Origin of the sequence: Halopenitus sp. H-Gu1 (genome assembly GCF_041821145.1) — an archaeon.
In the GTDB taxonomy this organism is placed as follows: domain Archaea; phylum Halobacteriota; class Halobacteria; order Halobacteriales; family Haloferacaceae; genus Halopenitus.
The window spans coordinates 172,472-193,001 of the sequence record NZ_JBGUBC010000003.1; the positions used below are offsets into that span (position 1 = coordinate 172,472).

The 20,530-nt window shown below is 63.0% G+C and carries 17 protein-coding genes and 2 pseudogenes; 7 read left to right on the top strand and 12 right to left on the bottom strand.

Going from position 1 to position 20,530, the window contains the following annotated elements; genetic code table 11:
- Nucleotides 1-15: 15 nt before the first annotated feature.
- On the bottom strand, nt 16-1,287 hold the full coding sequence (locus ACERIT_RS04030; protein WP_373673539.1) for a CaiB/BaiF CoA transferase family protein: 1,272 nt from the start codon (nt 1,285-1,287) through the stop codon (nt 16-18).
- 157 nt (nt 1,288-1,444) lie between these two features.
- Here ACERIT_RS04030 and ACERIT_RS04035 point away from each other — a divergent pair, with 157 nt between their 5' ends.
- Nucleotides 1,445-2,356, top strand: a complete 912-nt coding sequence (locus ACERIT_RS04035; protein WP_373673540.1) for an NAD(P)-dependent oxidoreductase — start codon at nt 1,445-1,447, stop codon at nt 2,354-2,356.
- 16 nt (nt 2,357-2,372) lie between these two features.
- Here the strand turns inward: ACERIT_RS04035 and ACERIT_RS04040 are convergent, their stop codons facing one another.
- Nucleotides 2,373-4,013, bottom strand: a complete 1,641-nt coding sequence (locus tag ACERIT_RS04040) for an ABC transporter permease (protein ID WP_373673541.1) — start codon at nt 4,011-4,013, stop codon at nt 2,373-2,375.
- Nucleotides 4,014-4,080: 67 nt separating this feature from the next.
- Between ACERIT_RS04040 and ACERIT_RS04045 the strand changes: the two genes are divergently transcribed.
- The 3 genes from ACERIT_RS04045 (at nt 4,081) to ACERIT_RS04055 (ending at nt 7,274) form a co-directional block, all read left to right on the top strand.
- Nucleotides 4,081-4,656: a gluconate 2-dehydrogenase subunit 3 family protein gene (locus ACERIT_RS04045; protein WP_373673542.1), complete on the top strand. Its 576-nt coding sequence runs from the start codon at nt 4,081-4,083 to the stop codon at nt 4,654-4,656.
- 42 nt (nt 4,657-4,698) lie between these two features.
- Nucleotides 4,699-6,321, top strand: a complete 1,623-nt coding sequence (locus ACERIT_RS04050; protein ID WP_373673543.1) for a GMC family oxidoreductase — start codon at nt 4,699-4,701, stop codon at nt 6,319-6,321.
- Between the two features lie 299 nt (nt 6,322-6,620).
- The gene (locus tag ACERIT_RS04055) at nt 6,621-7,274 is read left to right on the top strand and encodes a dolichyl-phosphate hexose transferase (RefSeq protein WP_373673565.1); all 654 of its coding nucleotides are present in this window, start codon (nt 6,621-6,623) and stop codon (nt 7,272-7,274) included.
- An 84-nt stretch (nt 7,275-7,358) separates the two neighbouring features.
- Here ACERIT_RS04055 and dgoD read toward each other — a convergent pair whose 3' ends face one another.
- The gene (gene dgoD / locus ACERIT_RS04060) at nt 7,359-8,513 is read right to left on the bottom strand and encodes a galactonate dehydratase (RefSeq protein ID WP_373673544.1); all 1,155 of its coding nucleotides are present in this window, start codon (nt 8,511-8,513) and stop codon (nt 7,359-7,361) included.
- Nucleotides 8,514-8,629: 116 nt separating this feature from the next.
- Here dgoD and ACERIT_RS04065 point away from each other — a divergent pair, with 116 nt between their 5' ends.
- Nucleotides 8,630-9,433, top strand: a complete 804-nt coding sequence (locus ACERIT_RS04065) for an aldo/keto reductase (protein WP_373673545.1) — start codon at nt 8,630-8,632, stop codon at nt 9,431-9,433.
- Between the two features lie 52 nt (nt 9,434-9,485).
- On the opposite strand, the pseudogene ACERIT_RS04070 reads toward ACERIT_RS04065, so the two are convergent.
- The 3 genes and pseudogenes from ACERIT_RS04070 to ACERIT_RS04080 form a co-directional block, all read right to left on the bottom strand.
- Nucleotides 9,486-9,973, bottom strand: a pseudogene (locus ACERIT_RS04070) (zinc ribbon domain-containing protein); the annotation flags it as partial.
- A gap of 165 nt (nt 9,974-10,138) precedes the next feature.
- Complete coding sequence (locus ACERIT_RS04075; RefSeq protein ID WP_373673546.1) at nt 10,139-11,296, bottom strand: acyl-CoA dehydrogenase family protein; 1,158 nt, start codon at nt 11,294-11,296, stop codon at nt 10,139-10,141.
- Between the two features lie 826 nt (nt 11,297-12,122).
- Complete coding sequence (locus ACERIT_RS04080; RefSeq protein WP_373673547.1) at nt 12,123-12,728, bottom strand: DJ-1/PfpI family protein; 606 nt, start codon at nt 12,726-12,728, stop codon at nt 12,123-12,125.
- Between the two features lie 170 nt (nt 12,729-12,898).
- Here ACERIT_RS04080 and ACERIT_RS04085 point away from each other — a divergent pair, with 170 nt between their 5' ends.
- Together ACERIT_RS04085 and ACERIT_RS04090 are read left to right on the top strand one after the other, a co-directional pair.
- Nucleotides 12,899-14,008: a Gfo/Idh/MocA family protein gene (locus ACERIT_RS04085; RefSeq protein WP_373673548.1), complete on the top strand. Its 1,110-nt coding sequence runs from the start codon at nt 12,899-12,901 to the stop codon at nt 14,006-14,008.
- Nucleotides 14,009-14,076: 68 nt separating this feature from the next.
- Complete coding sequence (locus tag ACERIT_RS04090; protein ID WP_373673549.1) at nt 14,077-14,835, top strand: VOC family protein; 759 nt, start codon at nt 14,077-14,079, stop codon at nt 14,833-14,835.
- A 246-nt stretch (nt 14,836-15,081) separates the two neighbouring features.
- Here ACERIT_RS04090 and ACERIT_RS04095 read toward each other — a convergent pair.
- The 6 genes and pseudogenes from ACERIT_RS04095 to ACERIT_RS04120 all read right to left on the bottom strand — a co-directional run.
- Nucleotides 15,082-15,234, bottom strand: a pseudogene (locus ACERIT_RS04095) (MFS transporter); the annotation flags it as partial.
- A 156-nt stretch (nt 15,235-15,390) separates the two neighbouring features.
- Complete coding sequence (locus tag ACERIT_RS04100; RefSeq protein WP_373673550.1) at nt 15,391-16,254, bottom strand: fumarylacetoacetate hydrolase family protein; 864 nt, start codon at nt 16,252-16,254, stop codon at nt 15,391-15,393.
- A gap of 149 nt (nt 16,255-16,403) precedes the next feature.
- Complete coding sequence (locus tag ACERIT_RS04105) at nt 16,404-17,507, bottom strand: Gfo/Idh/MocA family protein (protein WP_373673551.1); 1,104 nt, start codon at nt 17,505-17,507, stop codon at nt 16,404-16,406.
- Nucleotides 17,504-18,679: an enolase C-terminal domain-like protein gene (locus ACERIT_RS04110; protein ID WP_373673552.1), complete on the bottom strand. Its 1,176-nt coding sequence runs from the start codon at nt 18,677-18,679 to the stop codon at nt 17,504-17,506. Before ACERIT_RS04110 ends, ACERIT_RS04105 begins: the two co-directional genes overlap by 4 nt.
- A gap of 151 nt (nt 18,680-18,830) precedes the next feature.
- Nucleotides 18,831-19,613, bottom strand: a complete 783-nt coding sequence (locus ACERIT_RS04115) for an HpcH/HpaI aldolase/citrate lyase family protein (RefSeq protein WP_373673553.1) — start codon at nt 19,611-19,613, stop codon at nt 18,831-18,833.
- Nucleotides 19,614-19,730: 117 nt separating this feature from the next.
- The gene (locus ACERIT_RS04120; protein ID WP_373673555.1) at nt 19,731-20,474 is read right to left on the bottom strand and encodes an SDR family oxidoreductase; all 744 of its coding nucleotides are present in this window, start codon (nt 20,472-20,474) and stop codon (nt 19,731-19,733) included.
- Nucleotides 20,475-20,530 lie beyond the last annotated feature (56 nt).

A 20,530-nucleotide genomic window follows, 5' to 3' on the forward strand; every position in this document is an offset into this window, starting at 1 on the left:
CCCACCTTCGTTGGTCTATTCGTCCGGGATCGCCCCGGCCTCGCGTAGCGTCCGCAGATCCCCTTCGTCGTAGCCGTACTCGGTCAGCACGTCCGCCGTGTGTTCGCCCAAAAGCGGCGGATGGTGTCGATAGGTCGTCGGCGTCCGCGAGAAATGCATCGGCGATCCGGGCATCTCGACGGTGCCGGCCGTCGGGTGATCCATCTCCACGTGCATCCCGCGGGCGTGGATCTGCGGGTCATCGAACAGCTCCGCCATGTCCCGGACGTGGCTCGCGGGGACGTCGTGATCCGCAAGCGCATCGAGCGCCTCCTCGGTCGTCAACGCGGCGAACTCCGCGTTGAGTTCCGCATCGAGAACCGCCCGGTTGCGGACGCGTTTCGTGTTCGTCTCGAAGCGCTCGTCGGCGAGCAGGTCGGGGCGATCGAGCGCCTCACAAAGCGGCGGCCAGAAGGGGTCCGACGAGCAGGCGACGACGACGTAACCGTCGCGCGTCTGGAAGGCCTGGTACGGAGCGATGTTCGGATGCTTGCTCCCCATCCGACCCGGCGGATCACCGGAGGCGAAATAGTTCGTCGCCATGTAACTCATCCAGGCCGCCTGTCCATCGAGGAGGCTCACGTCGACCTTCTGACCGGTCCCGTCGCCGAGTTCCCGCTCCAGTAGCGACGCGAGGATCGCCTGTGTAGCGTACATCCCCGCGCCGACGTCGGCGAGCGCGACGCCCACGCGCACTGGCGGCCCGCCCTCGACGCCGGTGATGCTCATCAGCCCGCCGCGCGCCTGCATCATGATGTCGTAGGCGGGCTTGTCGCGATCGGGGCCCCACTCACCGTATCCGGAGATCGCACAGTAGATCAATCCGGGATTCGATTCGCACAGATCGCCATACCCGAGACCCCACTCGGCCATCTTGCCGACACGGAAGTTCTCGACGAGCACGTCGGCCTCGTTCGCGAGATCTCGAAACACCGTACGGCCCGCCTCGCTCGCGAGATTCAACTCGACGGAGCGCTTGTTGCGGTTGACGCTCACATAGTAGGCGCTCTCGCCCGGTTCCTCCCGCTTGTCGCCCGACTCCGTTCCCTCCTCGTCGCCGAACGATGGTGGATACCAGCCGCGTGTCTGGTCGCCCTCGCCGGGCCGTTCGATCTTGATCACGTCCGCGCCGAGATCGCCGAGTTGCATTGTACAGAACGGTCCCACGAGCACCCGGGAGGCATCGAGTACGGTCACGCCCTCGAGCGGTCCGTTCTCCTCCGTCGGGGTTCGGGCTTCACCGACCATGGATACGCATGGCTCGCCCTTGCGGCGACGACGGCTTAAAAACCTCGGGCGATCGGCCCTTCCTCGGACAGGGGAGATGGGCGTCATCGGGATCGACGGATCTCAGTCCCGGGTTCGAGGCTTAGACTTTTAGGCACCATGCCCCCATAGGAATACTATGCCGACAAAGACCGTTGGATTCGTTGGACTCGGAATCATGGGCCTGCCGATGGCGAAGAACCTGCTGGATGCGGGGTATTCGGTCGTCGGACACAATCGCTCCGCCGAACCGACCGAGGAACTCGTGGAGTATGGCGGCGAAGACGGGGGATCCCCTGCGGGGGTCGCTGAGCGGAGCGACGTCGTCCTGATGTGTTTGCCGGACTCGCCGGACGTCGAGAACGTCGTTCTCGGTGAGGGATCCGAATCGGATCCCCTTATCGAGGGGGTGAGCGAGGGCATGACCGTCGTCGATCACTCGACCATCTCGCCGACGGTCGCGGAGTCGGTGGCCGAGGAACTCGCCGACGACGGCGTGACGATGCTCGACGCTCCGATTTCAGGTGGTGAACAGGGCGCGATCGACGGGACGTTGTCGATCATGGTCGGCGGCGACGAGGACGCACTCGACGATCAGATGGACGTCCTTGAGGTGATGGGCGAGACGATCACACACTGTGGCCCGAGCGGCACCGGACAGACGACGAAGGCGTGCAACCAGATCGTCGTCGCCGCTCAGATGGTCGGGGTCAGCGAGGCGCTCGTGTTCGCGGACAACGCCGGTGCCGACCTTGAGGCCGTCGTGAACGCCATAAGCGGCGGCGCGGCGGGATGTTGGACCCTCGACAACCGCGCTCCCAACATGATCCAGGGTGACTTCGATCCGGGATTCTTCGCGCAGTACCAGTACAAGGACCTTCGGATCGCCACGGACGCCGGCGAGAACTTCGGTTCGCCGATGCCCCAGACCGCGCTCAACCACGAACTCTACAAGACGATGGTGCAAAACGGGATGGAACGGGACGACAACTCGGGCGTGATGCAGGTCCTCGAGATGCTGTCCGGCGGGGAAGCGCGCGTCGACGAGTAGCCACTTTCGGGTCGTCCTAAAGTCCCTCTCGACCGCTCCCGACGAGCAACACCACCATCGAGAGCCCCGAGATGGCCAACAGCAGCAGCGCCGGAACGGCCGCATACTGGAAGTAGGCGGCCTCCTGTGCGCGCCATATCTGAGTGACGATCGTTTCGAATCCCGTCGGTCGAAGGATGAGCGTCACGGGGAGCTCCTTCATCGTCGTCAAGAAGACGAGTGCCGCCCCGGCCGTGACGCTTGGAGCGATGAGCCTGATCGTGACGCGTCGGAACGCCCCGCCGGGGGTCTCCCCGAGCGTTCGTGCGGCCTCGACGAGCGTCGGATCGACGCCAAGAACGCCGGATCTGAGGGTACCAACGGCCTGTGGAGCGAACCGAACGACGTACGCGAAGACCAAAAGCGGGATCGTCTGATATATCTTCGGCGAACGCGGGATGTCGAGGGACTCGTATCCGGCCCCGAAGTAGACGAGCGCGAGCGCGAGAACGATCCCCGGGACCGCGAACCCAACGTAGGTCGCACGCTCGAAAATGGTCGCAAGCACCGATTCGTGGCGCGCGGAGAAGTACGCGATCGGTAGTGCCGCCGCCGAGGCGGCGATGGCGGCGGCAAGCGCGACCGTCGCGGAGTTGAGCGCGAAGCTCCACTCGAAGGCCAACGAGGGACGACGGCCCGCCCCTCCGCTCGTGAGCCACAGGAGGAGGATCCACACCGGGACCACGAGCGCAACGACGGAGACGATCCCCGGAAGCAGCGTGGCGGGCCAGCGCCAGACGCCGAGGTCGACGCGCATCTCGCCGCCCGATCTCCCCGTTCCCCCTTCGACCGTCCGGTCCGTGCGGATCCACTGTTCGAGCGCCAATACCAACAGCACGACTCCGAGCAGTTGGAGGGACAAAAGCGCCGCGTACTCCTGGCCAAAGGAGTTGTACTCGACGTAGATCTGCTGGGTGAACACGGCGACGCGCATGATCGCCGGCGTTCCGAAATCCGAGATCGCATACAGCGCCGACAGCAGTCCTCCCGCGGCCACGGCCGGTCGGATGTGCGGTACCGTCACGCGTTTGAACGTCTCCCACCGTGTGTGGTTGAGCGTCCGTGCGGCCTCGATGAGCGTGATGTCGAGTGATAACAGTGCCGCTCGTGTCGTCAGGTACACGTACGGGTAGGTGTACAGCGAGATCACGATCACTGCGCCGCCCAACCCGTATATCTCCGGAATCCGTTCGATCCCCAGCGGCGACAGGAGGTCGTGAAACTCGCCGCGGGGACCGAACGCCGAGACGAACGAGAACGCGCCGACGTAACTGGGAACCACGAGCGGGAGCGCCGCGACGATCGTCCAGAACCGTCTGAAGGGAAGGTTCGTTCGGGTGGTGAGATACGCCAGTGGAATGCCGATCACCATGGAGGCGACCGTGACACCGACCATTAATCCGACGCTGTTTGCAAGCACCTCGAGGGTCCGCCAGCGAACCACGAGATCACGTGCCCGCGACGGATCCACCGTCGCGGCCTCGATCACGAGCCAACTCAGCGGCAGCACCATCGCGGCGGCGATCCCCGCACACAGAAGCGTCAACCCGAGCGGCGGACGCTCCTCGCGCTCGAGCGCCCTCCGGACGGTTCGAACGACCGATCGGATATCTCCCATCGATGTCCTCCGTGTATAAGCGGAGCCACTCCAACGGCTATAAGGATTAGGTTTGCCTAATCCGGACATGCAGCTTTCGAGACGCGACGCGATCGCCGCTCTCGCGGCGATCGGCGCCGGCGGTGCCGCAGCCGGGGGGGCCGCCCGCCTTCGCAGCGATCGGGATGGAGGCGATGACGGCGACATCCCCAAAAACGCGACGGTCGATTCCGATCCCTCCTTCGACGACGCGGAACTCGCCGACGCGTTCGTCGCCGTCGCCGAAGTCGTCTATCCCTCGGAAGTAACCGGTCTCGAGGAGTTCGTCCGGTCGTTCCTCGGTGGCCGGCTCGATCGCGGATCCCACGCCGAGCCGCTCCGGGCGACCGCGAGCCAACTCGATCGACGCGCCGAGGAGTGGTACGACGATCGGATCGTGGCGCTTCCCGTCGCCGACCGTGACCGGCTCCTTCGTGAAGTTGGTGCCGATACGGCCGATGAGGTCCCCGACGGAACGCTCGCCGAGCGGGTCCGGTATTACGTCGTTAACGAGTTGTTGCTCGCCCTCTATGCCTCCCCGACGGGAGGAGAGCTCGTCGGCATCGAGAACCCGCAGGGCCACCCGGGTGGACGCGACACGTATCAGCGAGGGCCGAATCGATGAGCCGGAGGAGGTCGGATCCATGACCGAGGGGGGATCCAACCCATGAGCCGACGGGAAGGATCCGGGAGCATGAACGTCGACCGCACGCCGGTCGAGAACGCCGACGTCTGCGTCGTCGGTGCCGGCCCTGCCGGCGGCATCGTGGGCGAACGCCTTGCGGCGAGCGGTCACGAGGTCGTGATCCTGGATGCGGGTCCTCGCTTCGATTCGGGCGATCGGCTGGACCGGCAGGAGCGCGCGATCCGCCCGGCCTACGACCGCCCTGACGTGTGGGACGGGGATCCCGAACGCGACGCACACTCCGTCAGTGGCGAGCGGTTCTACCCACTCAATCACGCCCGCGTGAAGGGCGTCGGGGGCTCGACGCTCCACTGGCAGGGAATGGTGATGCGGCTTCACGAGGACGATTTCGCCGCGGCCAGCGAGCGGGGTGTCGGCGTCGATTGGCCGATCGACTACGCCGACCTCCGACCGTTCTACGCCGAGGCGGAACGCGAGATCGGGGTCGCGGGTGCAAGCGACAATCCGTATGCACCGCCCCGGGAGGAGCCGCACCCGATGCCGGCGTTTCCGCCCTCCTACAGCGACAGCCTGTTCGCGGAGGCCTGCGAGGAACTCGAGATCGATATGCATTCGGTTCCTAACGCACGAAATTCCGAGCCCTACGACGGCCGGAGCGGCTGTGTGGGCTACGGGACCTGTCAGCCGGTCTGTCCCTCCGGCGCGAAGTACGACGCGACCGTTCACGTCGAACGTGCGGAAGAACACGGTGCGACGATCATCGATCGGGCGACGGTCCAGCGTCTTGAGCACGGCCCGAACGGGGAAACGGTCGAGACGGCCGAGTACGTAACTCCGGATGGAACGGTCCACCGACAGGGGGCGGACGCCTTCGTCGTGGCCTGCGGCGGCGTGGAGACGCCGCGGTTGCTGTTGCTCTCGGAGTCGAACGCCTACCCTGACGGGCTGGCGAACACGAGCGGGCTCGTCGGGCGATTCTTCATGGATCACCTGTTTGCGGGGACCGGCGGCGTCCTCTCGGAGCCGACCCGCCAGAATCACGTCGGCTTCCTGACGAGCGAGTGTCACGGATTCTACGACGAGGCCGACGCGGAGACCGCGCCGTTCAAACTGGAGTTCTTCAACTACGGCGGTCCTTCGCCGGTTGAGATGGCGCTTTCGGGCGACCGATGGGGGGATGATCTGCTCGCTCACCTCCGTGAGGAGTACGGCAACCACGTCGGGATGGGAGCGCTCGTCGAACAGCTCCCCGACAAGGACAGCTACGTCGGGCTCGATCGCGACCGCACCGACGCCTTCGGTAATCCGGTCCCCGACGTCCACTGGTCGGTCGATGACCGCGCCCTCGAGACGATCGAACGGGTGAACGCGATCCAGGAGTCGATCCTCGAGGAATTAGGGGCGGAGATCACCTGGCAAGTCGATCGGGAGGATGCCGGTCCCGCCTATCACCACATGGGGACGACTCGAATGGGCGAGAACCCGGACGAGAGCGTCGTGAACCCGCGGCTTCGGACCCACGATCTCCGGAACTGCTGGATCGTCGGCAGCAGCGTCTTTCCGACCGCCGGTGCGATGAACCCGACACTCACGATCGCGGCTCTGGCACTCAGGGCGGCCGAACACATTGCCGACGCGCTCTGAATGATGCGGTGGATCGACTCCACCACGTTGTTTTAGGTGAACCTAAAAACATAAGTCGCTCCGGAAACGAGAGGTATCCAATGAGCCAGTCAATCGAGACTGACGTCGAGAACGTCGAGAGCGCTCCCGCTGTCGCCGTCGATTCGGATGTCGCCGCCGACTCAGACGTCGTCGCCGATTCGGACGCTCCGGTCGACACAACGCGATCGGCGGACGTGGACGCCGAAAATGACGCGACTGCGGACGACGAACCCGCCGACGAGGGTGACCGCTACACGTTCGACGACCTCAGCGTCGTCATGGGCACCTACAACGAGGAAGAGGCGATCGAGACGGTCCTCTCGGACATCGAGCGCGTCACGGACGGGCGGGCCGAGGTCGTCTGCGTCGACGGATCCTCGGACCGAACTCCCGAGATCGCCCGGGAACACGGTGCCCGGGTAATCGATCAGGAACCACAGGGGTACGGCGTGGCGGTCCGTGAGGCGATCCTCACGCCCGATCGACCGGTCGTTATCACGACCGACTGTGACGACACCTATCCGATGGATCGGATCCCCGAGTTTCTCGCGACCATCAACGAGGGATACGACGTCGTCAGCGGTGATCGACTCTATCACGGGGCCGCGACGATGCCGACGTTCAATCGATTCGGGAACCACGCCTTCGCCGCGATCGCGAGCCTACTGATGGGAACGCGCGTTCATGACACCACCACCGGCATGCGCGCGTATCGTCGCGAGGTCGTCGAATCGATCGACTGGACCGAGAACACCGGCCTCTCGGCGGAGCTTCTGGTCCGGCCGCTACTGCGCGGATACGATGTCCGCGAGATCCCGATCGCCTACGGCGAGCGCGCCGGCGAGACCAAACTCGATCCGCTCCGGGGCGGCGCCGCGATCGCGAAGTCGATCGTGACCGTCTGTCTCGAGGAGCGACTTCGCTCGCTTTAACCTCGAGCGCTTTGCCCTGCTTTCGAGATCTCTCCTCTGCTTTGCGAGCGCTTTGTCCTGCTTCGATCGTTTTTCCGACGGTTCTCACCACTCGGCGACGCTGCCGTCCGCGTGTCGCCAGACCGGACCATGCCAGTCGACGTCGAGTTCGGCTTGCTCGCGCACGAATGCCTCGTCGATGTCGATCCCGAGCCCGGGTTCCTCCGGGATCGAGACGTAGCCGTCCTCGTAGTCGAAGACGTCCGGGTTTGCGAGGTAATCGAGCACGTCCGAGGTCTCGTTGTAGTGGATGTTCATGCTCTGCTCCTGGATGAGCGCGTTCGGCGAACACGCATCGACCTGGATACAGGAGGCGAGTGCGATCGGCCCGAGCGGACAGTGGGGGGCGATCGCGACGTCGTAGGCCTCGGCCATGCTCGCGATCTTCTTCACCTCCGTGATGCCACCGGCGTGGGACAGATCCGGCTGGATCACGTCCACGGAGCCGTCCTCGAATATCTCCTTGAAGTCCCACCGCGAGAACATCCGCTCGCCGGTCGCGATCGGGATCGTCGTGTGGGCGGCGACGTTCCCGAGCGCGTCGTTGTGTTCGGGGAGGACCGGCTCCTCGATGAACATCGGTTCGTAGGGCTCAAGCGCCTTTGCGAGGCGTTTTGCCATCGGTTTGCTCACTCGACCGTGGAAGTCGACGCCGATATCGACCTCCTCGCCGACCGCCTCACGGACCTCCTTCAGCCGGTCGACCGCCTGCTGTACGGTTGCGGGATCGTCGACGCGCTCCATCTCCTCGGTCGCGTTCATCTTGAGCGCAGTGAATCCCGCATCCACCCGCTTTTTCGCCTCCTCTGCGACCGCCGACGGGCGGTCACCGCCGATCCACTGATAGACCCGGATCCGATCGCGGGCCTTGCCGCCGAGTAACTCGTGGACCGGCGCCCCGAACCGCTTGCCTTTGATGTCCCAAAGCGCCTGGTCGACACCGGCGATCGCGGACATCAGGACCGGTCCCCCTCGATAGAATCCGCCGCGATACATCGTCTGCCAGTGGTCCTCGATCGGGCTTGCGGGCTTGCCGAGGAGGTAGGTGTCCAGTAACTCCTCGACGGCGGCCTTCACCGTGTGGGATCGTCCCTCGACGACCGGTTCACCCCAGCCGACGAGCCCGTCGGCAGTCTCGACGCGCAAGAACAGCCAGCGTGGCGGTACCTCGAAGAGTTCGTAATCGACTATGTCGCTCATCAATGCTCGCTCGCCGGTTCGATAGCCCTGGGGATAGCTCTTTGGACACCCCCCGGATCGACTGACGTCTCCTCTCGATCCAAAGTGATTTCCCCACCCTCCGGAATGATCGCCGCATGAGCCTACCCGACATCGGAATCGGAACCTGGCAAAATGCCGAACCGGATACGTGTGTAGAAAGCGTTCAAACGGCCCTCGAGATGGGATATCGTCACGTCGACACCGCACAGGCGTACGGTAACGAGGCCGCGGTCGGCGAAGGGATCGCCACCGCGGATGTTCCACGCGAGGAGATCGTCCTCGCGACCAAGATCCACCCGGAAGAGACCGGAGTCGCCTACGACGAAGTCCTAGAGGCAACCCAGGACAGCCTTGACCGGCTCGGCGTCGACACCATCGATCTCCTGTACGTCCACTGGCCGACCGGGAACTACGACGCCGAAGAGACCCTTCCGGCCTTCGACGAACTCGTCGATCGAGGAGCGATCGACCACGTCGGCGTCAGTAACTTCGACGTCGATCTCCTCGATGAGGCACGCGAGCACCTCGATGCGGATCTGTTCGCCCACCAAGTCGAGATGCATCCGTTCCTCCAGCAGGCGGATCTCCTCGAGCACGCACAAACACATGAGTACGATCTGGTCGCCTACTCGCCGCTTGCTCGCGGTCGCGTCCTCGAACACCCCGAGATCGAGTCGATCGCCGACAAACACGGCGTCAGCGAGGCGCAGGTCTCACTCGCGTGGCTTCTCTCGAAGGACCGCGTTCGCGTTATCCCGAAGGCCACGAGCGAGGCGCACATCCGTGACAACTTCGAGGCGCTCGATCTCGAACTCGATCCCGAGGACGTGGCGGCGATCGACGCGATCGACCGCTCCGAGCGATTCGTCGAGCGCGCGGGCGCCCCCTGGCTCGCGTAAACCGCCTCGAAAGACTTCGTCTTTCGGTGGCTTTGATGGGGACTCCCGGCAATCAGTCCCCGGCAATAGGCCGGTGACTCTCGCCGTTCACCGTCCCACCAGTTATACGCATGTCTACTTGTGCGTCTCCGCCCCCCGACCTGGGCGAGGAACGGAGTCTGTGACGTCGCTTTCGGGCGTAGCGTAGCCCGATACTCTTCGCCGCGTTGTAGTCCGCGTTCACTTCGTACCCGCATTCACACAACAGAACTGTTCTCCGTGGCGATTGTCGTCGTGCGTGAACCCGCAGTCCGTCCGAGAACAGCGGTGGGACGTGTGGTTCGGCGCGGCGTGCTTCACAGAGACACCGCGTTCTGGGGCTTTGTAGGAGACGCACTCGAACAGGCGTCGGAACGCCCAGACGTGGTGCCACTTCGCGTGTGGAAGTCGCTCATGAATGTCGGTTAAGTCCTCGAACACGATACCGTCGCAGTCGTGTTCGGCGGCTTCCGAGACGATCTCGTTGGCGACGGTGTGGATGTATTGCTTCCGCCACGCTTTGCCGTCCCCGAACGGTGGCCTCACTCGCGAGGAACCAGGGCTTTTGATACCGGGTGAGAGGCAGGATGCGATCCGGACGGGGTGAACGGCGTGCTCCTCGTTCGTCTCTGGAATCATGCGAACGTGGAATGACTTGCGGGACCTCCAAGCGGCGTTCCGGTCGCTTCAAAGCAGCCGATCGGCGATAACGTCCTTCTGGATCTCGCTCGTTCCCTCGTAAATCTTCGTTATGCGGGCGTCACGGTAGTAGCGCTCGACGGGGAAGTCGGAGACGAAGCCAGCACCGCCGTGGACCTGGATGGCGTCGTCAGTCACCTCGACGGCCCGTTCGCTGGCAAACAGTTTGGCGATGCTTGCCAGTTGCGTCGCACGGTCATCGCCGTGCTCGACGGCCGCCGCCGCGCGGTAAAGCATGGCGCGGGCGACTTCGACGTTGGTGGCCATCTCCGCTATCATATGCTGGACGGCCTGGAAATCGGCGATCGGCTGGTCGAACTGTTCGCGTTCTTGAGCGTACTCGATGGCGGCGTCGAGTGCTGCCTGCATCGTCCCGACCGCCTGGGCGGCCACGGTGATGCGCCCGTCCTCGAGTGACTCCATGAAGTAGTAGAACGCCTGGTTCTCCTCTCCGATGAGATGATCCTCGGGGACACGGACGTCGTCGAATATCATCTCCGCGAGATCGGCCGCATGGATGCCCAGTTTGTTATCGATGGGATCGGCCCGAACACCCTCGCGGTCCGTCGGGACGAGGAACGCGCTGATTCCTCGGTGGCCAGCGTCCGGATCGGTCTTTGCGAAGACGACGACCACGTCGGCGACGTTGCCGTTGGAGATCCACATCTTGTTCCCGTTGATAATCCACTCGTCGCCGTCCTTTTCGGCACGCGCCTCGATGCCTGCGACGTCCGACCCGTGAGCGGGTTCGCTCACGGCGATTGCGTCGTGTGCTTCGGCGTCGACGATCTTCGAGAGCCACTCCTCCCGCATCCACTCGTCCCCGTATTCGGTCAGCAGGTAGACGTTCGTGGAGAACCCGTTGTTGCCGATGGCACATCCGATGCCGGGATCCGCACGCCAGAGTTCCTCGGTGACGATGGCTGCCGAGAGCGTGTCCATGCCCGCGCCGCCGTACTCGATGGGGACCGTCGGTGCGACCAGATCGTACTGAGCGGCCTGATCGATTATGTCGAACGGGTACGCGTGGCTCTCGTCGTATTCGTGGGCGACCGGTTCGATCTCGTTTTCACCGAACTCGCGAACCATCTGCCGGATCGCTCGTTGCTCCTCGCTGAGAAGTTCCCCACCGGGTTGTGAGCTCATACCGTACACGAACGTGGGTGAGTACAAAAAACGTTTCTCGGATCCGTTCCGCGACGATATCGTGATCGAGTCTCCATATTATATCTAATCTGGTGGATCAATATAAACATCGATTTACAGTTATATCAATTTCGCGATCCATATCCGAACTCAATGAGGCGATCTCGTGTCCGTGTTTTGCCAACTAATTCCTGGACCGACGGAAGACGCCCGCCGATGGCGGTGCATGACCGGATTTCAATCCTCTGAATCGTCGATCGTACTATTGAAACTATTATATCCGGTGATATAGTCGGAAATGTCTCTATCTCTGGCCATTGGACGGATGAAGATCGACATCCGAAACAATGTATTCCGTTATCTATTATATCCATAGATATTATGCTCAACAGATAGATCGGTGGTGATCCGTTCGAACGGATCCCGACGTGGGCGACCGGTTCTCCTTGTAGCGTGATCCCGATCCGATCTTCGCCCTATTTAATAATTGAGTTTTGCTTTGGAATTACGGGAGTATGTCTGTAATGAACGTAGTCCCGTTTCAACTGCTCCGGATCGCTCGCCTCATCGATGTCTCGTGGCCGGTAACCTCGTTCTTGAGGAACGTTTCGCCTGCTCTCACGGATGACGTCGTTCTCCAAAGGGGACGATGCGACTCGTCGGTGCCCATGTCAGTCGCAGGTCCGTGTGCGGGGACTTCGCCGACCATCCCCCAACGCTCGCGCCGTCGGTTCCGACGGCCTTGGGCTCTCGCTCCGCGAGTCCCTGTGCGGCCTCGCCGGTCAGGTAGGGAAAAACGAACGTCGCAGAAAGGGTCGAAAGCGGCTCAGTCGTCGGCCGCGGCGACCGTCTCCCGTTCCTCTAACGCCTCCGTGATTCCCTCACAGAACGCCGGCAGATCGTCGGGACATCGCCCGGTCAACACGTTTCCGTCCTTCACGTGGGAGACGTCGTGGTAGTCGCCGCCGGCGTTGATCAGTGACGTCTTCACCGACTTCCAGGCCGTCACGTCGCGCCCGTCGACGATATCCGCTTCGATGAGGACTTCAGGACCGTGACAGATCGCCGCAATGAGCGTGTCATCCTCGTGGGCCTCCTTGGTGAACTCGACGACTTCCGGAACTACGCGCAGGTGGTCCGGAGAGAAACCGCCCGGATAGAGGAGACAGTCAAGCGTGTCCACCTCCAGATCCTCGAAGTCGACGACCGTGTAATGTGTGCCCTCCGCCATCACGATCGGCGGGGCTGGCGTTCCGAATCGACCTCGAACCGGCTTCTGGTCCGATCCCTCGTGAGCGTTGAACCCCGCGTTGATCGGGACCAGTTTGACGTCCGCACCCTCGTGGGATAGTTGTAGGATACAGTACTCCATCTCGATGTCCTCGAACTCGTGGCCGACGAGGATCGCGATCGTTTCACCGTTGAGTGCCATGTGTTTTCACACCGTGTCGGAGAACATCATCATTGTTTATTAAGTCTTTTGAGTAGATAATGTGTTTTTTTGATATACAGCGAACGCGCCTCGATGTTCGACGGAGCGGTCCGAAACACAGTCGCTGATCGTCCCCTACTTATTTGCCGACCCCTGTCAAGTGAGAACGTATGTCGTATAACGTCGGATTCATCGGCTATCGATTTATCGCGGAGGCGCACGCGAACGCCCTCGCTCGACTGCCGATGTTCTTCCCGGATGCACCCCCGGTGAATCGTCACGCGATCGTTGGCCGCGAGGAGGAGGCACTCGATGCGGCCGCGGATCGTCTCGGATTCGAGACGGTCACCACCGAGTGGGAGGATGTCCTCGATGCGGTTGACGTCCTCTACAACCTGACGCCGAACGCCGTCCATCCCGAGCCGTCCATCGCGGCGCTTGAACGTGACGTCCCCGTCATGTGTGAAAAGCCGCTGGCTGCGACCCTTCCCGAAGCGGAACGGATGGCCGAGGCGGCCGAGCGAAGCGACGCGGCGGCCGCGACCGCGTTCAACTACCGGTTCATCCCGGCCATTCAGCACGCAAAAGGCCTCATCGAAGAGGGTCACCTCGGGGAGATCAGACAGGTACGCGGACGGTACTACCAGGACTGGCTCGTCGATCCCGAGGCGCCCTGGAGCTGGCGAAACTCCGAGGAGATGGCCGGAAGCGGTGCGCTGGGCGATCTCGGATCACACACCGTGGATCTGCTTCGGTATCTGGTCGGCGACGTCGTCGGGGAATTCGATCGTGTCGGCGGTCGGCTCACGACCTTCGTCGACGAGCGTCCGGTTCCCGGCGAAAGTGGAACTCGCCCCGTCACCGTCGACGACGCATATACTGCCCACGTTGAGTTCGAAAGTGGCGCCGTTGGAACTCTTGAGGCCTCCCGGTGTGCCGACGGTCACAAAAACGACCACCTGATCGCCGTCTACGGTTCCGAGGGCGCGATACGGTTCTCGCTGGATCGGCTCAACGAGTTGGAGGTAAAGACCGACGGCGATCGTGGCTTCGAATCGGTTCTCGTGACCGAGCCGGAGGACCCCTATTACGATCACTGGTGGCCGCCGGGCCACGTCATCGGATGGGAACATGCGTTCGTCCACGAGAACTACGAGTTTCTCACCGCACTCGATGGGGACGTCGAGTACCATCCGAACTTCCAGGATGGGCTCGCAGTCCAACGGGTGCTCGATGCCATCGAGCGAAGCGATCGCGACGAGACGTGGGTGGACGTATAGGCGTCGTCAGCACGCTCACGATCCCAAAAGTCGGTACGTTTTTAGCCTAGCCCGACGCCCGATCCCATATGCTGTCACTTGATCACGTGATGATGCGCGTCGAGGATCTGGAGACCTCCCTGGAGTGGTACAAGACCCACCTCGAGTACGAGGAGAAGGGTCGATGGGAGGCGGACACCTTCACCAACGTGTTCCTCGGTCCCGAGGACATGGCCGAAAGCGGCGCTAAATTGGAGTTGACCTACAACCACGACGGGCGAAGCTACGAGATGGGCGACGCCTGGGGACACATCGCAGTCCGTGTCGAGGACCTCGAAAGCGCCTATGCGGGGCTCATGGACGGCGGCGTCGAGGACTATCGCGATCCCGAATCGTGCGGTGGCGACTACGCCTTCGTGAAGGACCCCGACGGACACGAAGTCGAGATCGTCGAACGCGACCACGGCGCGCCCTGGAGCCTCGATCACACCATGATCCGGATCGAGGATCCCGACGAGGCGCTCGGTTGGTGGACCCGTAAACTCGAGTACGCCTACACCGGCGATCGGTGGGAAGCGGACACCTTCGCGAACTACTTCATGAAGCCCGTCGACGCCGACGAGGAGCAGATGGCCGTCGAACTCACCTACAACTACGACGATCGAAGCTATACCATGGGCGATGCCTGGGGACACCTCGCCGTTCGAACCGACGACCTGCATGACACCTGGGAGAAACTGATGGAACGCGACGCCGAGGATTACCGCGATCCCGAATCCTGCGACGACCGATACGCGTTCACGAAAGACCAGGACGGCCACGAGATCGAGATCGTCACTCGAGACTGATCCCGCCACGCTCCATTATTCCACGATCCCTGTCACGATTCGGCCGTTCCACGATTCCCGCAACGCTTCGTTGTTCCACCATTTCGAACGCCGGATTCCCTCTCGACCGATTCATGATCGGAGCGTCACCGATCGAAGTCGCCACTCGTGCGTATTTATAAGTCCGTCCCGAGCACGCGATTCCCGACGAGTAATACGATACCAACGCCCATCAGGCCGCCAAGAAATAGGAAGGAGGGGCCCCCATCCAAAGCGGTCCGCGAGCACGCCGCTCGGGAACCGGGTCAACGCGTAGGCGAACCACATCCCGGAAAGCGCCGTGCCGATGACCGCATTCGAGACGGCGAACTCCGCCGTCACCGCCGGGACGACTGGACTGATCGCCAGCCGGCCGACCATTGTCACGAGGAACGCGAGCGTACACAGTCCCAGAACGGTCTCCCGGTAGCGCCGGCTTCGGATCACGGCGTTCGTGATCGGCGGGGAGATGGCTGCCGAAATGCGCCGCTGTAGCCCCGCGATGTCCGTTCAAAGGGTGAACGCACGTTCGATCCGCTAGACGATCGTGACGCCGTTTTCGAGTCGGCCGATCCCGTCGATCTCGATCGAGACCGTATCGTCCTCCTGGAGCGTGAAGTCGTCCCCGGGGACGAGTGACGTTCCGGTGAGGAGCACGGCCAGTTCCGGGACTGCGTTGTGACGGTTGAGATACGAGGTCAGCTCCTCACAACTGCGTTTCATCTGCCCGGTGGAAGTCGATCCCTCGAATTGGGTTCCGCCGTCTCGCTCGATCGACATTCGCATCTCGAGGTCGTGGGGATCCTCGATGACGTCGGCGGAGGCGACCGACGGACCGATCGAACAGCATCGGTCGTAAACCTTCGCCTGCGGGAGATAAAGCGGGTTTTCGCCCTCGATCGATCGGCTGCTCATGTCGTTTCCGATCGTGTAGCCGACCGGTTCGCCGCGGTACAAAACGACCCCGAGTTCCGGTTCGGGGACGTCCCACGTGGAGTCCTCTCTGATCCCGACGGCCTCGTCCGGGCCCACGGTCCGGCTCGGAGTGGCCTTGAAGAAGATTTCCGGACGATCCGCATCGTAAACGTGGTCGTAGATGTCCGGTTCCGAACTCTCCTCCTCGCGTGCCTGTTCGCTGATCTCGTAGGTCACACCCGCCGCCCACACCTCGTCGGCGTGGAGGGGAAGCGTCGCGTTCGAGAGCGCGGATTCCGATATCTCGTCCGCGGTCTCCATCGCCGTCTCCGCGATCTCGTCGACCGACGCGTTGCTTCGTGCGGCCGTTGCCGCGAGCGCACGAAACGACTCTATTGGCGTCTCGGCCGTCCCGAGATCGAAGACGCCATCGTCGGTGTTTGCTACCAGTCCGTCGGCCGTCTCGTCGAGTCGATAATACTGCATGGTGAGTCCTCCGATCGGCGTCGCGATCGGTATTCGTATCGAACCGTTGCGGGTAATCCGTATAAAAACTGCGGTCGGTCGATCGACGGTCCGTGATCGCGGTCTCTCCCGTGGGAAATCGGACGATCACCCTCACGGGATCGGGTCGCTCACCAGGAGGTGATCGTCACGTCACGGAGCGGCCGGTCGAGCGGTACCGAGACCTGTCCGCCGGTGTAGTGGGAGACGTAGAACCCGACGATGATCTCGAGGGATCGCGTCGCCTCCTCGCCGGTCGACTGGTTGGTCGCGTTTCCATCGAGCAGATCCCGAACGTGTCCGGCCGCGTTCGCGAACGACCGCTGATAATCGTCCTCCCATGTCCAGGAGCCATCGATCTCGGGGATCGGACGTTCGACGTGTTCGCCGTCCTCTAACGACCAGTAACGCCACTCGCCGTCGTCGTTGTTCATGTAGAGTTTCCCCTCACTGCCGATGACGTTCAGCGTCATCGACGACTCCTCGCGGGGGATCGTACAGTCGATCGTGGTGAAAGTCCCGTCGTCCATCACGACGAACCCGCCACCGCCGGCGTCGTCGACGTCGCGATCGGCCGACAGTGTGTCCAGCGCCTCGTTCTCGCCGGTGATGTATCCACTGACCTGTTCGGCCCGGGCATCGAGCAGGTAGACGAGCGTGTCGAGCAGGTGCGTCGAGTTCCGCAACAGCTCCATCCGGAATTGGGTGCTGACCGATCTGACCTCTCCGAGCAGGTCGCCCTTCTGAACGTGGTCGTGAAGCGTTCGAAGCTTGTCCGTAAACCGGAACGAGTGGTTGATCACGAGTTCCGTGTCGGTTTCCGCACAGACATCGACCATCCGCTCTGCATCCGTCACCGAGGAGGCGATCGGCTTTTCACACCATATCACCTCGGGATCGGCGGCGGAGCGTGCGGTGTCGACGACGTGGTCGTGATGAAGGAACGACGGGGTACACACGGAGACGGCATCCAAATCCTCCTCGGCAAGCATCGACTCGTGACCGACGTATCGGCCCTCCTCGGGGATGTCCCAGGCCTCGCCGAACGTCTCGAGCTTTTCCTCGTCGATGTCCGCGACTGCGACGAGCTCGATGTCGTCGGTGTGTTCGTAGCCGCCAGCGTGGCTTGCGTCGATCTTCTCGGTGCCGATCGCCTCCTCCTCGTGCATTCCGAGGATGCCCATTCCTGCGATTCCACCCGTACCGATGATGCCGGCGCGATAGGAATCGCTCATTCGTAGACGTGCACGCTCCCGGTGGCGTTGTCCTCGATGAACTCCCAATCGTACTCGACGCCGAGGCCGGGGCCGTCCGGAACCGGAACCGTCCCGTCCTCGTCGATCGTGTCGATGAGATCGGAGTACTCGCCCTTATAGACCGGCGGGGCCGGATTCTGGGCACCCGGATGAACGAGCGCGAGTTCGTAGTAGTTGGCGTTGCGGGTAGCTGCGAGGCAGTGTCGCTGTGCGGGGCCGGGCGCGTGATACTCGACGTCGAGACCGAAGCCTTCCGCCGCGTTCGCGATCTTCATCGCGCCCGTAATGCCGGCGTCGTATTCCGGGTCCGCCCGCACGAAATCCGTCGCTCCGTTCGCGATGAAGTCCACGTGCGGCTCGAGTCCGCGGATGTGTTCGGTCTGGAGAATCGGCGTATCCAGCTTCTCCATTAGCTTCCCGTGTCCGTGCTGGGAGATGCCGCCGTCGCGGTAGGGGTCCTCATACCAGTAGAAGTCCTGTTCATCACAGGCCTTCCCGACGGTAAGCGCGTCGCCCCATGTCTCGTACTCGCAGGCGGGATCGAGCATGAGGTCCATCTCGTCACCGACGCGTTCGCCCACCGCGTGGACCGTCGCCACCTCGCGATCGATGTCCCGGGAGGCGTCGCTGCCGCCCCAGCCGTGGACCTTGAAGCCGGGATAGCCCATCTCGAGACACTCCTCCGCGAAGTCGGCGAACGCTTCCGGCGAGTCCAGCCCGCCATTCTCGTCGCCGTGATACGTGGAGGCATAGGCGGGGATACGCTCGCGATAGGTGCCGAGCAGTTCGTGGATCGGTGCGTCGTAGTACTTGCCGGCAAAATCCCACAGCGCGATGTCGATCGGACCGATCCCCATCCGGTCGTACTTGCGGAGCGCGCGTTTGATCTCCGACCAGTGTTTCTCACGTTTGAGGGGGTTCTTGCCGATCAGGTAATCGGCGAACATGTTGATCTGGGCAGCACCGGGCGAATTCCCGCCGACGTACTCCCCCGTGACTCCCGTGTCCGTGTGGATCTCGATCGCGAACAGCGTGCGATCGAGCGTCGATCCCGGTTCGTAGACGATATTGAACCCGGATTCGTCCATCCCGACGTTCTCGAGGGGATAGCTGAATTCCGTGCTCTCGATGCGTGTGATCTCTGGACTCACACGCGGGAATTCGCGATCCCGTTTAATAAATGTATCAGACCGTCCGTCACGCTGATTCGTCCGTTTGGATCCGGATCTTCGATCGAATTTCGTCTCCCGTCTCCCGATCGGATTCGTCATCCAGTCTGCCGATCGGTCTCCATTCTTCCGATCAATCGTCGCTTTCTGCGACTCCGCGAGCGTGTTCGAGCGCCTCGGTGGCGCTTTCGGCGAGGTGTACGACGTCGACGCCGGCGATGATGTAGTCGACTCCCCACTGCAGACGCGCTTCCCGTTCTTCGGCCGTGGTCGCGAGGGTGCCGACCGCGACGCCGGCGTCGTGTGCGACGGAGATGACCTCGTCGATCGCCGCCTGGAACGCCTCGTCGTCCCACTCGCCGAAGACGCCCATCGACATCGACAGGTCGACCGGACCGATGAACACGCCGTCGATTCCGTCCACGGCCACGATGTCGGCGGCGTTCTCGACGGCGCGTTCCGACTCCAGTTGGACGTGTCTGACGAGGGAGCGCTCGACCGTCTCGACGTGCTCACCGAGGTCGCGGCCGTAGGACGCGCGGCTGATTCCCAGTCCACGACGGCCCTCCGGTGGGTACCGGCTGGCCTCGACGATCGCCTCCGCCTCCTCGGCCGTCTCGACCATCGGCACCAGCACGGCGTCCGGGCCGAGATCGAGCGTCTTCTTCAGCGTCGTGGAGTCCCCGTCCGGGACCCGAACGAGCGTCTCGGAGTCGCCCGAGGCGCAGTCGATCCCGCGCAGGATGTTCTCCATCGTCTCGTAGGACGTCGGCGAGTGTTCGCCGTCGATGGTAACGAAGTCGTAGCCGACCTCGCCGAGCAGTTCGCCGACGGCCGGCGAGGGAAAGGTCGCCCACGTGCCGACCAGCGGTGTCGATGCCTCGGCCGCGTTCTGGAGCCCCGTATCGGTTTCCATGGCCGGGAATTCGGGGGCCGGGGTACATATTCTTTGGATTCCGGACGGTTCCGCCCCCATTGGGAGGTCGGTCGGTTTTCTTTGAGGGAACCGGATGCTAACCACCCGAAGTCATCCTCAAAAGTGTGCGAACTTGTCCCGACGGTACAGATCGAGTTCGCTGACGGTGTTGGGCGGTCGCTGTTTGGCCGCGAAGACGATCGCCTCCGCGATCTCCTCGGGTTCGGTCACCTCACCCGGTTCAAACTGCTCTTTCAACGGATCGTTGGTCTCCGAGCCGAACTCCGTGCGCACTTCCGTGGGGTTGATCACGGTGACACCGATGTCGTCGTCGCCGACGGCCCCTTCCAGGCTCAACGCGAAGCCGCGGGTCCACCACTTCGTGGCCGCGTAGACGGGGTTGAACGGTCGCGGATACTGTCCGGCGAAACTCCCGAGGAACACGATGTTCCCCGACGACTCGCGAAGGTGGGGCAGGGACCGCTGTGCCGTATAGAACATCCCGTTGACGTTCACCTGGGTCATGAGCAGGTACTCCTCGTCCGTCAGCGATTCGACGTCCTTGCTGACCCCGACCCCGGCGTTTGCGACGACGACGTCCAGCGCGCCGAACCGCTCGACCGTTTCCTCGATCGACGCCTCCACTTGGTCCGGCTCCCGGACGTCCGTGGGCACCACAAGCACCTCGCTTCCGTGCTCGTCCTCGATCTCGGCTGCGATTTCCTCCAATCGCTCCTCCCGGCGGGCCGCGAGCGCGACGTTCGCGCCCTCCGCCGCGAGCGCGAGGGCAGTCGCTCGGCCGATCCCGGAGCTGGCACCCGTGACGAACGCCGCCGCGTCTTCAAGCGTATCTGCGTCCATTGTGCGTCGATAACCCTCTGGAGCCCGGATAAACGTACTGACGGAAGTGGACTGAC

Bases quoted from the DNA above. Each gene is read 5' to 3' on its own strand.
- ACERIT_RS04030 (WP_373673539.1), bottom strand. From the start codon at position 1,287: ATGGTCGGTGAAGCCCGAACCCCGACGGAGGAGAACGGACCGCTCGAG.
- ACERIT_RS04075 (WP_373673546.1), bottom strand. From the start codon at position 11,296: ATGAGCTCACAACCCGGTGGGGAACTTCTCAGCGAGGAGCAACGAGCG.
- ACERIT_RS04100 (WP_373673550.1), bottom strand. From the start codon at position 16,254: ATGCAGTATTATCGACTCGACGAGACGGCCGACGGACTGGTAGCAAAC.
- ACERIT_RS04085 (WP_373673548.1), top strand. From the start codon at position 12,899: ATGTCGTATAACGTCGGATTCATCGGCTATCGATTTATCGCGGAGGCG.
- ACERIT_RS04040 (WP_373673541.1), bottom strand. From the start codon at position 4,013: ATGGGAGATATCCGATCGGTCGTTCGAACCGTCCGGAGGGCGCTCGAG.
- ACERIT_RS04065 (WP_373673545.1), top strand. From the start codon at position 8,630: ATGAGCCTACCCGACATCGGAATCGGAACCTGGCAAAATGCCGAACCG.
- ACERIT_RS04045 (WP_373673542.1), top strand. From the start codon at position 4,081: ATGCAGCTTTCGAGACGCGACGCGATCGCCGCTCTCGCGGCGATCGGC.
- ACERIT_RS04050 (WP_373673543.1), top strand. From the start codon at position 4,699: ATGAGCCGACGGGAAGGATCCGGGAGCATGAACGTCGACCGCACGCCG.
- ACERIT_RS04055 (WP_373673565.1), top strand. From the start codon at position 6,621: ATGGGCACCTACAACGAGGAAGAGGCGATCGAGACGGTCCTCTCGGAC.
- dgoD (WP_373673544.1), bottom strand. From the start codon at position 8,513: ATGAGCGACATAGTCGATTACGAACTCTTCGAGGTACCGCCACGCTGG.
- ACERIT_RS04090 (WP_373673549.1), top strand. From the start codon at position 14,077: ATGCTGTCACTTGATCACGTGATGATGCGCGTCGAGGATCTGGAGACC.
- ACERIT_RS04120 (WP_373673555.1), bottom strand. From the start codon at position 20,474: ATGGACGCAGATACGCTTGAAGACGCGGCGGCGTTCGTCACGGGTGCC.
- ACERIT_RS04105 (WP_373673551.1), bottom strand. From the start codon at position 17,507: ATGAGCGATTCCTATCGCGCCGGCATCATCGGTACGGGTGGAATCGCA.
- ACERIT_RS04080 (WP_373673547.1), bottom strand. From the start codon at position 12,728: ATGGCACTCAACGGTGAAACGATCGCGATCCTCGTCGGCCACGAGTTC.
- ACERIT_RS04115 (WP_373673553.1), bottom strand. From the start codon at position 19,613: ATGGAAACCGATACGGGGCTCCAGAACGCGGCCGAGGCATCGACACCG.
- ACERIT_RS04035 (WP_373673540.1), top strand. From the start codon at position 1,445: ATGCCGACAAAGACCGTTGGATTCGTTGGACTCGGAATCATGGGCCTG.